The 14,620-nt window shown below is 64.8% G+C and carries 16 protein-coding genes; 9 read left to right on the plus strand and 7 right to left on the minus strand.

Annotated elements, in window-relative coordinates:
• From BGN95_RS01810 to BGN95_RS01845, 8 genes are all read left to right on the plus strand, one after another.
• Positions 1-489 (plus strand): c-type cytochrome (locus BGN95_RS01810; RefSeq protein WP_286771444.1); only part of this gene is annotated, 489 nt, incomplete at its 5' end.
• 25 nt (positions 490-514) lie between these two features.
• A complete protein-coding gene (locus BGN95_RS01815) occupies positions 515-1,252 on the plus strand; it encodes a PepSY domain-containing protein (RefSeq protein ID WP_017980780.1) in 738 nt (245 codons plus the stop codon).
• A 133-nt stretch (positions 1,253-1,385) separates the two neighbouring features.
• Positions 1,386-1,778, plus strand: a complete 393-nt coding sequence (locus tag BGN95_RS01820; protein WP_042469554.1) for a DUF305 domain-containing protein — start codon at positions 1,386-1,388, stop codon at positions 1,776-1,778.
• A gap of 68 nt (positions 1,779-1,846) precedes the next feature.
• Positions 1,847-2,299: a DUF411 domain-containing protein gene (locus tag BGN95_RS01825; protein ID WP_017980778.1), complete on the plus strand. Its 453-nt coding sequence runs from the start codon at positions 1,847-1,849 to the stop codon at positions 2,297-2,299.
• Positions 2,300-3,196: 897 nt separating this feature from the next.
• Complete coding sequence (locus BGN95_RS01830) at positions 3,197-4,414, plus strand: TolC family protein (protein ID WP_018251210.1); 1,218 nt, start codon at positions 3,197-3,199, stop codon at positions 4,412-4,414.
• On the plus strand, positions 4,411-5,910 hold the full coding sequence (locus BGN95_RS01835; RefSeq protein WP_043060764.1) for an efflux RND transporter periplasmic adaptor subunit: 1,500 nt from the start codon (positions 4,411-4,413) through the stop codon (positions 5,908-5,910). Before BGN95_RS01830 ends, BGN95_RS01835 begins: the two co-directional genes overlap by 4 nt.
• Positions 5,907-9,044, plus strand: a complete 3,138-nt coding sequence (locus tag BGN95_RS01840; RefSeq protein WP_018251208.1) for an efflux RND transporter permease subunit — start codon at positions 5,907-5,909, stop codon at positions 9,042-9,044. The genes BGN95_RS01835 and BGN95_RS01840 overlap by 4 nt, the downstream gene beginning before the upstream one ends.
• Complete coding sequence (locus BGN95_RS01845) at positions 9,044-9,370, plus strand: copper-binding protein (RefSeq protein WP_017980774.1); 327 nt, start codon at positions 9,044-9,046, stop codon at positions 9,368-9,370. The genes BGN95_RS01840 and BGN95_RS01845 overlap by 1 nt, the downstream gene beginning before the upstream one ends.
• A gap of 21 nt (positions 9,371-9,391) precedes the next feature.
• Here BGN95_RS01845 and BGN95_RS01850 read toward each other — a convergent pair whose 3' ends face one another.
• Positions 9,392-10,159, minus strand: a complete 768-nt coding sequence (locus BGN95_RS01850) for a glutaredoxin family protein (RefSeq protein ID WP_017980773.1) — start codon at positions 10,157-10,159, stop codon at positions 9,392-9,394.
• A 72-nt stretch (positions 10,160-10,231) separates the two neighbouring features.
• On the opposite strand from BGN95_RS01850, the gene BGN95_RS01855 reads away from it, so the two are divergent.
• On the plus strand, positions 10,232-10,636 hold the full coding sequence (locus tag BGN95_RS01855; protein ID WP_101750172.1) for a MerR family DNA-binding protein: 405 nt from the start codon (positions 10,232-10,234) through the stop codon (positions 10,634-10,636).
• Positions 10,637-10,676: 40 nt separating this feature from the next.
• Here the strand turns inward: BGN95_RS01855 and BGN95_RS01860 are convergent, their stop codons facing one another.
• The 6 genes from BGN95_RS01860 to BGN95_RS01885 all read right to left on the minus strand — a co-directional run.
• Positions 10,677-11,129 (minus strand): hypothetical protein, encoded by a 453-nt coding sequence (locus tag BGN95_RS01860; protein ID WP_043060763.1) that lies wholly within the window; start codon positions 11,127-11,129, stop codon positions 10,677-10,679.
• Positions 11,130-11,288: 159 nt separating this feature from the next.
• Positions 11,289-12,296, minus strand: coding sequence for a c-type cytochrome (locus BGN95_RS01865; protein ID WP_286771445.1), 1,008 nt, complete (start codon positions 12,294-12,296; stop codon positions 11,289-11,291).
• The gene (locus tag BGN95_RS01870) at positions 12,242-13,105 is read right to left on the minus strand and encodes an MBL fold metallo-hydrolase (RefSeq protein ID WP_286771446.1); all 864 of its coding nucleotides are present in this window, start codon (positions 13,103-13,105) and stop codon (positions 12,242-12,244) included. Before BGN95_RS01870 ends, BGN95_RS01865 begins: the two co-directional genes overlap by 55 nt.
• Before the next feature lie 45 nt (positions 13,106-13,150).
• Positions 13,151-13,792: a DsbA family protein gene (locus tag BGN95_RS01875; RefSeq protein WP_026189135.1), complete on the minus strand. Its 642-nt coding sequence runs from the start codon at positions 13,790-13,792 to the stop codon at positions 13,151-13,153.
• Positions 13,793-13,794: 2 nt separating this feature from the next.
• Positions 13,795-14,421, minus strand: a complete 627-nt coding sequence (locus tag BGN95_RS01880; protein WP_056432835.1) for a DsbA family protein — start codon at positions 14,419-14,421, stop codon at positions 13,795-13,797.
• Positions 14,418-14,620 (minus strand): TlpA family protein disulfide reductase (locus tag BGN95_RS01885; RefSeq protein WP_502688234.1); only part of this gene is annotated, 203 nt, incomplete at its 5' end. The genes BGN95_RS01880 and BGN95_RS01885, both read right to left, overlap by 4 nt.

Consider the following 14,620-nt stretch of genomic DNA (forward strand, 5'->3'; position numbering starts at 1 on the left):
TTTATCTACCTTGGCGTGTATAACATCGCGGCCGACGAACCGCACACGCCGGCGGTCTATTCAATGCTCGAACGCCTGCGCGATCGGTCGATTGAGGCACGCGCGCGCGGCATAACACCCCCGGCCGATCTGGCATCGGCGCAGCGCGTGTCAGTCGGCGCGGGCCTTTACGGAGAAATGTGTTCCGGTTGCCATCTCGGCCCCGGCGTCGAGAAATCCGAGATGAGCCAGGGCCTCTATCCACAGGCGCCGGAACTCGCGCGCGCTCAAGATCTCACCCCCGCCCAGCAATTCTGGATCATCAAGCACGGGGTGAAGCTCAGCGCCATGCCGGCATGGGGCAAGACGCATCCCGACCCCCTAATTTGGAATATGGTCGCGTTCGTCCGCAAGCTCCCCGGCATGACGCCCGAACAGTATAAGGCACTGGTCGCGAGCGCCCCGGCCGATCACGACGAGATGATGAAGGACATGCCGGGTATGAAGTGACCCCGGCGACGAGGTTGAGGGAGGAGTGGTTCTGAAAAGCGCGAAACTGAGGCTGCATCTACTCGCGAGCCGCACGCACAAATGGCTCGCGATCATCATCGGCGCGCAGCTCCTGCTATGGTTCGCAAGCGGCGCCCTGATGAGCTTCCTGCCGATCGATCGGGTGCATGGCGATCACCTCGTTGACCGCAAAGCCGCGGCGCCCCTTCCCCGCGGCAGCACGTTCGCCCCACCATCGGCGATCGTAGGCGCAGCAGATGCGCCCATCGAGGCCATCACCTATCGCATGTGGCTTGGCCGCCCGGTCGCCGAGGTCGCGACAGCCAAGGGAACGCGCCTGTTCGACGCCGCGACGGGCCAAGCGCTGCCAGCACCAACGGCTCGTGAGGCCGAGGAGATCGCGCGTTTGGCATGGCGTGGCGGTGCTCGACCAGCGGCGAAGGTAGAGCGGATCGAGCGCGCCAGCCCCGAATATCGCGGCACGCTCCCCGCCTGGCGCGTCGCGTTCGCCGACCTCGATTCCACCCGCGTCTTTGTCGCGGCCGACACCGGTCGGATCTCGGCTGTCCGAACCGGCACTTGGCGGCTCTACGACTTCTTCTGGGGCCTTCACATCATGGATTGGACGAATCACGAGAACTTCAACACGCCCTGGCTGCTCGCCTTCGCGATCGGTGGGCTTGCGCTTTGGTTAGGGGGGGCAGTGCTTCTCTACATGCGATGGCCCAAAACGCGGCGTCGCAACATCGTGATCGAGGCATAATATACGCGGCTCAGGAGCGTAGCCCTCGGAAATAAAGTCCTGTTTCCTGACAATTTCTCGCGCGTTCTAGCACCCCGGGTGAGGGATAGCCGCCTCGCACGCGTAGAAGTCTTAGAACCCAGGGAGATCAATAATGCGCTTCGCACCAACATTCGCAGCTTTGGCGCTGCTCGCCACGCCCGCCCTCGCGCAGCAGAGCGGCGGAATGCAGGGCATGAACCACGGTCAGATGGCCGGCATGAACCACGACGACATGGCGGGCATGATGGCCGGCAATCCCTACGGCCAGGCCGAGATGGACATGCATCAGAAGATGATGGCGGCCAAGCAGGGCGACGCGGCCGAAATGTGGACGCGCAAGATGATCGAGCATCACCGAGGCGCCATCGCCATGTCGCGCGTTGCGGTGCGTGACGCGCGCGACGCCGAGACCAAGCGCATGGCGCAGATGACGATCACGAAACAGGAAAAGGATATTGCCGAGCTGCAGGCGTGGCTCAGCAAGCACGGCAAGCGCCCGCAATAAGGGAGCGCTGCCCCGCCCTGTCGATCCCCCTACCCCCCGGCAGGGCGGGGATTTCCTTTTAGGAGCTGATGATGAAGAATGGTGTTCGTGGCGCCGTCGCCGCCTTGCTAATGACCATCCCAGCGGTCGCATCGGCCGCGGCCGACATCGCCATGCACCGCGATCCGGGTTGCGGCTGTTGCGAGAAATGGGCGGCGCAGGTGCGTCAGCAGTTCGGCCGCAAGGTCCAGATCATCGACGATGATCGCCGTGAGGTGCTGCAGCGTAAGATCGGCCTGCCCGCTGACCTCGCGTCCTGCCATACCGCGATCATCGACGGCATGGCGTTTGAGGGACATGTCCCGATCGCGGACATGAAGCGCGCGCTGGCCCAGCATCCTAAAGGCGTGCGCGGCTTGGCCGTGGCCGGAATGCCGATGGGCTCACCGGGCATGGAGGTGCCCGGCATGAGAACCCAGCCCTATGACGTCATTGCGTTCGGTGCCGCTGGCCGGCGTGTCTTTGCTAGCCACGGCGCCTAAACGACAGGTTGTCTTGTGAGCGGCAAATCTTCCCCGGCGCTTCATGCCGGCACTACGGCACCCGGCAAACCACCCGTATTGACCTCGGCGTTGACAATTGGGATAGTATCCGGGTGTTGAAAGCTCGTCTTTCTCTCTTGCTTCTTGTTGGAGCGTTGCTTGGCCTTTTGGGCCAAGGAATTGCGTATGCGGCCGGCCCATCGCTCTCACCCAAGATGGCGATGAGCCATGTCACCCCATCCCGCATGGATTGCGCGGGTATGGCGACCCCGGATCCGTCATCGGAACACCCATGCAAAGGACTGACGCTGGCGTGTATCGCCCAAATGGGATGCGTTGTTCCCATGACGTTTGAGGAGCCGGCAAGAGTGCTGAAGCGCTCGATCGCATCTCAAATCGTTATCTGGCCTGCCAGCCGGGCACTTGCCGGCCTCAACGTCGCTCCCGAGCCCGAACCGCCTACCGTTTGATCGAGTCAAGCCGTGTCAGGCTGCAGCCGTTCGCCGGTTGCGGCTCTGCCGATTTTAAATCTCGATCAAATTGGAAAGTGACATGAAAACGTTCATCTTGGCGGTATTTGCCGCTAGCCTCGCCGCGTCGGCAGCGACGGCGGCCACATCTGAAAATAAAAGCAATGGTCATTGGGAGTGGCGTTCCAATTACCAGCCGGGCCCGCGGGCGCCGCTTCAAGCCCCACGTCGCGTATGGGTTACGGACGTTCCCCAGTCGAGCGCCTGCGTGTGCCCGATGATGGAACGCGGTCGCGACGCCTGCATGTCAATGAAGGGCGGCCAGTCAACTTAAGCTGGCGAGCCTGAACAGGTGCCGGGCTCCGATCAACCATTTGGAGCCCGGCCATCATTATGACATGAAGGGACTAGAGGGATGCGCGCATCCATGATGCTCGCGGTCGCCGCGCTCACGACGAGCGCCGCGCACGCGCAGACACTTACCTATGACCAAGCGCTGCGCGATGCGGTTGCCAACGCCCCGGGAGCGGTTGCCGGTCGCGCGGGGGTCAGCGCCGCCCAAGCCGATGCACGTGCGGCGGGAAGCCTTCCGGACCCCCGTGTGTCGATCGGAATCGAGAATTATCCTGTCTCTGGGCCACCCGCCTTCTCCCTATCCAGAGACGACATGACGATGGGGCGTGTCGGTTTCCAACAGGACCTACCCAACCTTGCCAAGCGTCATGCCGCGCAAGCGCAGGCACGCGCCGTGATCGCAACGGCAGAAGCATCGCAAGCGACCAAGCTCCGGGAGGTGCGATTGGGAGCGGGGCAGGCATGGATCGACCTTGCTTATGCCGAGCGTCGACTAGCTGCCCTCGACACCGTTCTGCTATTCCTTCGATCTCTCCCTTCCGCTGCGCGGGCCGCCGTGACGACCGGTTCGGTCCGCCCTGGTCAGACACTGACGACCGATCAGGAGATCGCGGCACTCGACGACCGCCGCGACGAGTTGATGGCCGCCGTTGCGCGCGCCCGCGCGATGCTGGCTCGCTGGACCGGCGTATCGGCGCCCGAGATTGCCGGCGATATGCCCGCGATCGATCTGGCTCCGGCGCGGCTGCGGGACGCGCTCAGCCTTCACTCCGACATGGTTCTCGCCGAGGCCGGTATTCAGCGCGCCCAGGCCGACGTGGATGCGGCGCGAGCGGAGAAGCGACCCGATTGGGGGGTAGAGGTAGCTTATCAACGCCGTGACCCCCGGTATGGCGACATGGTGTCGGCGGGAGTTTCGATGAGCCTGCCGCTGTTCGCTCGATCGCGTCAGAACCCGCGCATCGAAGCCCGCAAATCCGCACAGGCGCAGGCCGAGGCCGCGCGCGAAGAAACCCGGCGCACATTGGCAGCCGATCTGGAGGCCGCGCTGGCGGACCACCAAATGCATCACAGCCAATGGCAGCGCGCGCGCGACGTGCTCCTTCCGCTCGCTCGGAAGCGAGCCGATCTGGAGATAGCGAGCTACTCTGCCGGTCGCGCGAGTCTTGCGGATGCCATCGAAGCCAAGACCGCGCTCGCCGACGCCGAGCTGACCGTGCTCGACCGTGAGGCGCTCGTCGCCGCAGACTCTGTCCGCCTCACCATTACCTTCGGGAGCGCCGATCGATGAGCGACACTACCATTACCCGCGCCCGCCTTGTCACCGCGGTAAGCGCGCTGGTGCTGGTCGCAGGGGGCGTGGGCTTCGGGCTCGCGAAACTTGGCACGTCCTCGGCTGCCGATCAAACGGCATCCCCAGCCCCGCAGAAGAAGATCCTCTACTGGTATGATCCGATGATCCCGGGGGAGCGGCACGACGGCCCGGGTCTCTCGTCGATGAGGATGAAACTGATCCCCCGCTATGCCGACGAGGGCGCAGGCGGTAGCGCCGCACCGGGCGTAGCGATCGATCCGGCCAGCCTCCAGCGGCTCGGCGCGCGGATCGTCACGGTCGAACGCGGATCGTTGTCAAACTCGGCCTCGGCAACCGGCAGCATCGAGTTCAATGACCGCAACGTTGCGGTCGTGCAGGCACGCAGCGGCGGCTTCGTTCAGCGCGTCTATGCGCGCGCGCCAGGCGATGTCGTGCCGGCAGGCGCCCCGCTCGCCGATATCCTTGTGCCCGAATGGGCGGGCGCGCAGGCGGAGTATCTCGCCGTGCGCCGCACCGGGGATGCCGGGCTCACGCGGGCGGCACGAGAGCGCCTGTTGCTTCTCGGGATGCCCGCCGGATCGATTGCATCGGCGGAGTGGCGCGGCCGACCGCAAGGTGTGACGACGATCAGCACGCCCGTGGGGGGCGTCATCAAGACGCTCGGCGTCCGACAGGGGATGACGGTCGCGCAAGGACAGACACTGGCGGAGGTGAACGGCCTCGCCACCGTGTGGCTGAACGCGGCTGTCCCTGAGGCCCTCGCAGGAAACCTGCGGATCGGCACGCCCGTCATCGCCACGCTGGCGGCTTTCCCGGGCGAAAGCTTCAGGGGCCGCATCGCTGCGATCCTGCCCCAGGCCGAGGCAGCGAGCCGCACGCTCACAATCCGCGTCGAGCTCCCCAACCGTGCCGGCCGGTTGCGCCCCGGTATGTTCGCCAGCGTGGCGCTCGACCAGGGGAGCCGCGATGCACTCCTTGTTCCGAGTGAGGCCGTGATCCGGACCGGCCGGCGCACACTCGTCATGTTGGCAGGGCCGGGTGGACGCTTTCGACCCGCCGAGGTTCGCACTGGCGCAGAAGGCGGCGGCAAAACCGAGATAGTCGCCGGCCTGACCGAGGGTGAGAAGGTTGTCGCGTCGGGCCAGTTCCTGATCGACTCCGAAGCGAGCCTCGCTGGCCTCGATGCGCGTCCGATTGGTGTCGAAGCGTCACCCGCAACAAAGCCGGCCGTGAAACCCACCGCGTCGATCTACGAGACGGTCGGCAGCATCGAGGCGATCGATCGCAGTTCCGTCACCCTGTCCCATCAGCCCGTTCCGGCGATCGGCTGGCCGGCCATGACAATGACGTTCCGCGTCGCCGATCCCGCGTTGGTGCGTGGGTATCGCAAGGGTGAGCGGGTGCGGTTCGGCTTTGATCAACCCGCCGATGGTCCAACGCTGCGCCGCATGACGCGCGAGGCTGGGCGATGATTGCCGCGATCATCCGCTGGTCGGTCGCGAACCGCTTCCTCGTCGTCCTGGCGGCCATCGCGCTCGCCATGGCCGGGGTGTTCGCAATGCGTGCCACCCCCGTCGATGCGCTCCCCGACCTGTCCGACACGCAGGTCATCATCCGCACGAGCTGGCCGGGCCAAGCCCCGCAGATCGTCGAGAACCAGGTGACGTATCCGCTCACCACGACGATGCTGTCCGTGCCTGGCGCGAAAACCGTGCGCGGCTATTCGTTCTTCGGCGACAGCTACGTCTATGTCCTCTTCGAGGATGGGACCGACCTCTATTGGGCGCGCTCACGCGTGCTGGAGTATCTGAGCCAGGTGCAGGGACGGCTTCCCCAAGGCGCGCAGGCCGCGCTGGGTCCTGATGCGACGGGGGTCGGCTGGGTCTATGAATACACGCTGTTGGACCGCACCGGCCGCCGTGACCTGTCGCAGCTCCGATCCTTGCAGGACTGGTTCCTACGTTATGAACTGAAAACGCTGCCCGGCGTTGCGGAGGTGGCGAGCATCGGCGGAATGGTGAAGCAATATCAGGTGCTGCTCGACCCGACGCGGCTCGCCGCATTCGGTGTCACGCACACTCAGGCCGTCGATGCCATTCGCCGCGCCAATCAGGAGGCCGGCGGGTCCGTCCTCGAGCTGGGCGAAGCCGAATATATGGTGCGCGCGTCAGGTTACTTGCGCACCGTCGACGATTTCCGCGCGATCCCGCTCAAGGTCGCCGGTGCCGGCGTCCCCGTTACCTTGGGCGACGTCGCGTCGATCCAGATCGGCCCCGAGATGCGCCGCGGCATCGCCGAGCTGAACGGCGAAGGCGAGGTCGCGGGCGGAGTCGTCATCCTGCGTCAGGGCAAGAATGCACGGCAGACGATCGAAGCCGTCAAGGCCAAGCTCGCGGAACTGAAAGCGAGCCTTCCCCCCGGCGTCGAGATCGTCACTACCTATGACCGCTCGCAATTGATCGACCGCGCGGTGGAGAATTTGACGGGCAAGCTGATCGAGGAGTTCGTCGTCGTCGCGATCATCTGCGGGTTGTTTCTGTGGCATGTCCGGTCTGCGCTGGTCGCGATCGTCACCTTGCCTCTGGGGGTGCTCGCGGCCTTGCTCGTCATGCGTGTGCAGGGGGTGAACGCCAACATCATGTCTTTGGGCGGTATCGCCATCGCGATCGGCGCGATGGTCGATGCCGCGATCGTGATGATCGAGAACGCGCACAAGCGGATCGAGCGATGGGAACACGACCATCCGGGCGTGGCGCTGGCGGGCGAGGAACGCTGGCGCGTCATCACCGAGGCCGCGGCCGAGGTCGGGCCGGCGCTGTTCTTCAGCCTCGTCATCATCACGCTGTCGTTCGTGCCGGTGTTCACGCTCGAAGCGCAGGAGGGACGGCTGTTCGCCCCGCTCGCCTTCACCAAGAGCTATGCGATGGCGGCAGCGGCGATCCTGTCGGTAACGCTCGTGCCGGTCCTGATGGGATGGCTGATCCGGGGACGCATTCCGGCCGAGAACGACAACATTATCAACCGCGTGCTCACCCGTGCCTATCGCCCGGCGCTCGACCGCGTGTTGGCGCGGCCTTGGGCGGCGATCGGCATCGCCGCCCTGGTACTGGCGACGACGGCATGGCCGCTGACCCGATTGGGTGGCGAGTTCATCCCGACGATGGATGAGGGCGATCTGCTCTACATGCCGTCCGCGCTTCCCGGCCTTTCGGCCGCGAGCGCCTCGGCCCTGCTCCAGCGCACAGACCGGCTGATAAAAACCGTTCCCGAGGTCAAAACCGTGTTCGGCAAAGCCGGACGCGCCGAGACCGCGACCGACCCGGCACCGCTCGAGATGTTCGAGACGACCATCCAATTCAAGCCGCGCGATCAATGGCGCGCGGGGATGACGCCGGCAAAGCTGGTGGAGGAGCTGGACCGCACAGTGCGCGTGCCCGGCCTCACGAACGTATGGGTGCCTCCGATCCGCAATCGGATCGATATGCTCGCGACCGGCATCAAGAGTCCCATCGGGGTGAAAGTGTCGGGGTCCAACCTCTCCGAGCTGGACCGCATCGCCGGCAGCATCGAACGTGTCGCCAGGACCGTGCCGGGCGTCAGCTCGGCATTGGCAGAACGGTTGACCGGAGGCCGCTATGTCGATGTCGATATCGATCGGGTGACCGCGGGGCGCTACGGTCTCAACATCGCCGATGTGCAGGAGATTGTGTCCGGCGCGATCGGCGGCGAGACGATCGGCCAGACGGTGGAGGGCCTTGCCCGCTACCCGATCAGCGTCCGCTACCCCCGCGAGCTGCGTGACAGTCTGGAGGGACTGCGAACTCTCCCAATCGTCACCGCATCGGGTCAGCAGATCACACTCGGCACCGTCGCATCCGTGTCGATCGCGGAAGGTCCACCGATGCTCAAGACGGAAAATGGTCGACTCTCGACATGGGTCTATGTCGACGTGCGCGGGCGCGACCTGGCCTCCACGGTCGCCGATCTGCGCCGTGCTGTTGGCAAAGATGTTCGGCTCAGCCCCGGCGTCTCGATCGCCTATTCCGGACAATTCGAGTATCTGCAGCGTGCCGAGGCTCGGTTGATGCTCGTCGTGCCGGCGACACTCGCGATCATCTTCCTTCTCCTCTACCTTACCTTCGGTCGCCTCGACGAGGCGGCGCTTATCATGGGCACACTGCCCTTCGCGCTGACCGGCGGCATCTGGACATTATGGCTGCTCGGCTATGCGCAATCGGTCGCCACAGGTGTCGGGTTCATCGCGCTCGCCGGCGTGTCGGCGGAGTTCGGCGTCGTCATGCTGATCTACCTGAAACACGCATTGGCCGAGCGCGGGCCGTCACCGTCGGGCGAGCAAGTATCGGAAGCGATCAGGGAGGGCGCGCTGTTGCGGGTACGTCCCAAGGCGATGACCGTCGCTGTCATCGTCGCCGGGCTGTTCCCCGTGCTGATCGGGCATGGCGCCGGATCGGAGGTGATGAGCCGGATCGCCGCGCCGATGATCGGTGGAATGCTGACCGCCCCTTTCCTCTCCATGTTCATCCTGCCAGCCGCCTACTTGCTCTTGCGGCGGCGAGCTTCAACCCGCCCCGAAAGGAAGATCTGATGAAAGCCACTTTCTCCATGCGCGCCGCATTCATGCTACTAGTCACGCCGATCGCAGCGAGCGCTCTTGCTCAAGGCAGCAGGCCGGCTGCATCGGCTGTAAAATCCGGCAGCGGATCGGGGACGATCACTGCCGTCGACGCGAAAGGTGGAACCGTAACCATCAAGCACGGCCCGATCCCGACGATCGGCTGGCCCGCAATGACGATGACCTTCCGGGCATCCCCCCCGACCCTGCTCAAGGGACTGCGGTCGGGGCAGCGGGTCGCATTCACCGCCAAGGCGAAGGGTATGACGGCAGAAGTTACGGCGATCAGCCCGCATTGACGACGCGTGCCGACCTTCGCGTCAGTGCGCCATCGCCAGCACGGGCGGCGCAGCGATCATCCACAGCGCCATCGCGACCATCATCAGGTTTTCGGTGAGCGAGATGAAGCCGAGCGGCACGTTGCTGTCCCCGCCCACGCACGCGCATTTCAGCTCACGCTTGTCGATGTAGACGGCCTTGAACACCGACACCGCGCCGATCGTACCGATAACGAGCGCGACGGGCACCGACAGCCAGGTCAACGCGCCGGCTGCCATCAGGACGCCCGCCGCTCCTTCCGCGTAGGGATAGACATAGGAATAGGGCACCCAGCGCTTCGCGAGCAGATCGTAGTTGAGGAACATGCTCGAGAAGCTCTCGACGTTCTGGAGCTTGAGCATCGCCAGAGCGCACATCGAGAACGCGATGAACCATTCACCCGCCCGCACCGTGAAGGGCGTGCCGAGTACCGCATAGCTGGCGGCGAGCGCCATCAGCGCCGTCATCGCGAACACGGCAATCACCGGGCGATAGGTGACGGCCTTGGGGTCGCGGACCATCTTGCCGAAGAAGCGGCGCAGATCGTCATAGCCGCCGACCCGCTCCCCGGCGATAAAGATCTGCGGGGTCGTCTTGACGCCGTGCTTCGCCTTGAAAGCGTCGGTTTCTTCCCGCGTCATCAGCCAATGGTCATCGACCGCATAGCCTTCCCGGCGCAGAAGATCCTTCGCCTTCAGCCCGAAAGGGCAGGTATGTTCCGGCATCACCATCCGGTAGATCGTCGCCTGTTTGGCGGGGGCGCTCGCCATGCCGCTTCTCCAATATCCTCGCCCCGCCTATATAGGGTCCGTACCATAGTACGGAGTCAAGGCATGACCGGCATGACGATCGCGGCGCTCGCGCGCGAGGGCGGCGTCGGCGTCGAAACGGTGCGCTACTATCAGCGTCGCGGTTTGCTGGACGAGCCAGACCGGCCGACCGGGGCTGGCGCCGGAGGCGGCATCCGGCGCTACGGCACCGATGACGCCCGCCGCCTTCGCTTCATCCGCTCGGCGCAGGCAGCCGGTTTCACGCTCGAGCAGATCGGTGAGCTTCTGGCGCTGGATGCGACCGACGATCGCGCGCGTGCGCGCCAGCTCGCCCATGAGCAGATGGCGGCGCTGGATGCGAAGATCGCCGAGCTTGAACAGGCGCGTGCTTCGCTGCGTCGGCTTGCCAGCGAGTGCGGCTCGGGATCGGCAGGGCCGTGCCCAATCCTGACAGCGTTCGATTCACCGACTGAGTGATCTTTGATTAGCTCCCAGGCGGTCAGCAGGAGATTTCGGATCAGGCAAATAGATCGCCGATCGCACGCATACGGAAGGCGTTGATCCACCGACGTCGGCGATGCTCGCTGGCGTCGTGGCGCATGTGGCACCGCTGGCAGAGTGCAGCGAGGTTGCGTGGTCGGTTATCGCTCGGATCATGGTTCAGATGCGCGCTAGCAAGAACCACGCGCGTGATCCGCACTTGTGAAGGTGGATCAATGCCGACGAAGCCAGGTTGCGCGCATAAGAGGGCGTCGGGCGGCGGCAGGCGGCGAACGCACCTGCCCTGCCCGTTGCGCCACCTGCTTATGTCCTCATCCCACCAAACACCATCGCCCAGATGCAGCACATGACGACCATGCGGGCGCTGACAATGTTCGCAGCGTCCTTTGGCGCGGCCAAACCGGATGAAGGCAGATAGTTCACGCCAGTCAATCGGGTAGAGCCAGCGATGTTCACGCGCGATTGGCATAACAATTCTATGATTCAGTATCGTGGAGAACGAAAGCAGAAAACAGCAGTGACTCAACTTATCCATTACGGCTAGGTCACTAAGCGATTAGCTGACTTGGCTACTCAAGGAATGGTGTCAAAACCGTTCGGTTGTGACACTGGTTAGGAAGCCGAGCGATCAGCTGCCAAGCATTTTTCCGTCAATCTCCTGACCATAATAGTCCCCTTTGGGGTGAAACTGCTTACGTGCGCTCTCGACAGTCCCGGTCTGCCGCGGATCGCGGGGTCGCTCGCGACTATCGACATAGGCGGCGACATCCCACGCCTGCTGATCCGTCAGCGTGTTGCCCTCACCATAAGGCATGTTGGCCTTGATGAACCCGGCAGCCGACGCCAGCCCGGTCATGCCCGCACCCCAATTGTAGGAGCGCGCTCCCCACAGCGGCGGGATAGTATAGCTGCCGTCCGGGTTCGCCTGCCCTTGGCCGTTCGCACCGTGGCATGATGCGCACTGGCCGGCGAACACAATCGCGCCGCGAACCGGATCGTGCCCGATCGGGGTTGTGGCGAGCTTTATGAACCCGCGACCGGGCAGCGGCTTGCCGGATGGCGCGCCGGTCGCGAGCCAGGCGAAATAGCTCTGGAGATCGCGGTAGATATCGTCGCCATAGGGCGGCGGGGCGCCGGCTTTCGAGGCGGGCGCGTTCATCGAGTAGAGGAAGCAGTCGCGGATGCGATCCTCCATCGTGTTCACCCGGCCGTTCTTCGCGCGATAAGCTGGGTAGCTGACCCAGGCCGCCCACATCGGGGACGCATCGGCCTTCCGCCCGGCATCGAGGTGACAGTTGCTGCACGTCAGGCCGTTGCCGACGTACTGGCCGGCATGAGCCGCGCTCGCGGTGAAGATCAGTCGACCGCGCCGGATCGCGTCGCCGTCCGGCCCGGCGGGGATGGTGCTTTCCGCCGGTGGCGAAAAGGCGGCGTCCGCTGCTACCTCGACGGGTGCCTGCACGGGCGCGTCAGACTGCCCTACCTTGTAGGTGACGACGAGGACGAGCAGCGCGGCGGTAATGGCGAAGATGATACGCTGGGCATCGCCATCATCACCGGGCGTTGGCGGCGTTGGTTCGGTCATTTGCCCGCGCCGAAGTGGTTGAGCGGCACCTTGAGGAACGCTGTGCCGCACGCCTCCGGCTCCGGCAGGCGACCGCCGCGGATGTTCACCTGGAGCGCGGCAAGCATCAGGTCCGGCAGCGGCAGGGTTGCGTCGCGCTTCTCGCGGGTGGCGACGAACTCGGCCTCACCGATGCCGTTGTGCACATGGATGTTGTCACGACGCTGGTCCGCCACGGTCGATCGTCCAAAGACTTCGCGCCCGTCCTTGCCGTAGTCGTGGCCGACATAGGTCGCGGTGCTGGGCGGCAGTTCGAGGATCGCCCGGATCGAGCGCCACAGCGCGCGCGCGTTGCCGCCTGGAAAGTCAGCCCGACTGGTGCCGCTGTCGGGCACCATCAGCGTGTCGTGGACGAACGCCGCGTCGCCGACGACGTAGGTGATCGAGGCGAGCGTGTGGCCGGGCGACAGCATGACGTGCGCGTCGAGCGAGCCGATCCTGAACTGCTCGCCATCGGCGAACAGGCGATCCCACTGGCTACCATCGACGGGCAGGTCGGGCAGGCAGTAGATGTCCTGCCAGAGCTTCTGCACCTCCACGACCTTGGTGCCGATCGCGGTTTTGCCCCCTGTCTTTTCCGCGAGATACGGCGCGGCCGAGAAGTGATCGGCATGGGGATGGGTATCGAGCACCCATTCCACAGTAAGTCCCTTGGCGCGGACATATTCGAGGATCATATCGGCATTGTCGGTTGCGGTCGCACCGGCACGGGGATCGAAGTCGAGGACCGGATCGATAATCGCGGCGGTCTTCGTGGCTTCGTCGACCACGACATACTGGAAGCTGCCGGTGCGCTCGTCATGGAGCGACGCAACCGTCATGCCCTTGTGATTATACTCGATCATGTTTCGTATCCTCTCGCATCGTCAGCTTTCTTCCCGCGCACGCGCGAACAGCCGTTGGAAATCGCTGGCGTCGATCGCGCCCATCACCAGCATGGGACCGGCAAGATAACCCGGGGTGCCCGCCAGTCCGATCGAATAGGCTTCCTGTCCGTTCGCCCGCAGGCGGGCTGCGACAGCGTCCGCGTGGGCGGCAAGCCAGGTCATCGCGCGCAGCCAATCGCCGCCAGCGCGCATCACGACGTCCCGCAACACGTCGTCGTCGATCGTGCGGCTGTCCGTCATCAACGCACGATGGACGGTCGGGTAAACTCCCTGTTCGGCGCACGCGAGCGCCACGCTTGCGGCACGTTCGGATGGCGGACCGAAGATGGGCCAATCCTTGTAGATGACCCGCACCTTGCCGTCGCGTTGCACAGCCTCTTCCAGGGCGGAAAATCCATGACGGCAGGCCGGGCAACGATAGTCGGTGAACACGGCAAGCCGGAGCGTAGCATCGGCAGGTCCGTCCTCGGGCGAGCCGTTACCGGCAAGGATCAGGTCGGCGGTCGGCCCGACGTCGCGCCCGATCGGGGCGGTACGCCGTAGAACCTGCCCGACTGCCCAACCACCCACGACCACCGCGCCCAAGCCGGCAAGCTGTCTCCGATTGAGCGGCCCGGGCATGGTCAGCGCGCCGCTGGTTTTTTGCGCGCTTCCGCGACGAGACGACGCAACGTCGGGAGATCGACAGCACCGGCGACGACCTGCGAGCCGACGATCAGCGCTGGTGTTCCGTTGAAACCGATCGCCTGGGCGATGCTATCGGTGCGCGTAAGCAGCGCGTCGATTTCGGCGCCACGGTTCTTCAAATCGCGTTGCAGACGGGGCCAGTCGACCTTGGCTTTGGCAGCCGCTGCCTTGACGCCCGCGCTGTCGAGCCGCGCCGGCGAGGTCATCAGGGCCTCGTGAAAGGCGGCATGCCTGCCCTGCCATTGGCTCGCGACAGCCGCGCGTGACGCCTCACGCGAGGCAGGTCCGAAGATCGGCCAGTCCCGGTACACGACCCGTACCTTCGGGTCGGAGCGAAGCAGGGCGTTCAGCACCGGCTCCATGCGACGGCAATAGGGGCAGTTATAGTCGAAAAACTCGACAACCGTGACGTCGTAGGTCCTGCCGGCGCGCTTGGGAGCCACGGGATCGTCAACGACCGCCTTGCGCGACAGATCGGGCTGCTGGGCCATGAGAGGCGTGATCGGCGCGGCGAAGGCAAGCGCGGCCAGGAGGCCCCGAGACAACAGGTTGCGACGATTCATCGGTGTTTCCTTGCTAATTCGATTCCATCGGCGAGCGCAGCGCGTGACAATTCACCGAGCTGGAGCTGTACGATCGTGCCGTCGCCCGCAACGAAGGCCGTTGCGGGATACCCCGCCACCTTCAGGGCTTGAGAAAGGCCACGATCGGGGTCGAGCGCGACATGGCGCGCTCCGATATTTTCACGGCCGAGAAAACCGC

This window comes from Sphingomonas sp. 66-10, assembly GCF_001897045.1.
Classification (GTDB): domain Bacteria; phylum Pseudomonadota; class Alphaproteobacteria; order Sphingomonadales; family Sphingomonadaceae; genus Sphingomonas; species Sphingomonas lycopersici.

What these genes read in the sequence shown, in the direction of transcription:
- BGN95_RS01875 (WP_026189135.1), bottom strand. Translation starts at nt 13,792, where the DNA reads ATGCCCGGGCCGCTCAATCGGAGACAGCTTGCCGGCTTGGGCGCGGTG.
- BGN95_RS01825 (WP_017980778.1), top strand. Translation starts at nt 1,847, where the DNA reads ATGATGAAGAATGGTGTTCGTGGCGCCGTCGCCGCCTTGCTAATGACC.
- BGN95_RS01850 (WP_017980773.1), bottom strand. Translation starts at nt 10,159, where the DNA reads ATGGCGAGCGCCCCCGCCAAACAGGCGACGATCTACCGGATGGTGATG.
- BGN95_RS01845 (WP_017980774.1), top strand. Translation starts at nt 9,044, where the DNA reads ATGAAAGCCACTTTCTCCATGCGCGCCGCATTCATGCTACTAGTCACG.
- BGN95_RS01860 (WP_043060763.1), bottom strand. Translation starts at nt 11,129, where the DNA reads ATGCCAATCGCGCGTGAACATCGCTGGCTCTACCCGATTGACTGGCGT.
- BGN95_RS01880 (WP_056432835.1), bottom strand. Translation starts at nt 14,421, where the DNA reads ATGAATCGTCGCAACCTGTTGTCTCGGGGCCTCCTGGCCGCGCTTGCC.
- BGN95_RS01835 (WP_043060764.1), top strand. Translation starts at nt 4,411, where the DNA reads ATGAGCGACACTACCATTACCCGCGCCCGCCTTGTCACCGCGGTAAGC.
- BGN95_RS01855 (WP_101750172.1), top strand. Translation starts at nt 10,232, where the DNA reads ATGACGATCGCGGCGCTCGCGCGCGAGGGCGGCGTCGGCGTCGAAACG.
- BGN95_RS01820 (WP_042469554.1), top strand. Translation starts at nt 1,386, where the DNA reads ATGCGCTTCGCACCAACATTCGCAGCTTTGGCGCTGCTCGCCACGCCC.
- BGN95_RS01870 (WP_286771446.1), bottom strand. Translation starts at nt 13,105, where the DNA reads ATGACGGTTGCGTCGCTCCATGACGAGCGCACCGGCAGCTTCCAGTAT.
- BGN95_RS01830 (WP_018251210.1), top strand. Translation starts at nt 3,197, where the DNA reads ATGATGCTCGCGGTCGCCGCGCTCACGACGAGCGCCGCGCACGCGCAG.
- BGN95_RS01840 (WP_018251208.1), top strand. Translation starts at nt 5,907, where the DNA reads ATGATTGCCGCGATCATCCGCTGGTCGGTCGCGAACCGCTTCCTCGTC.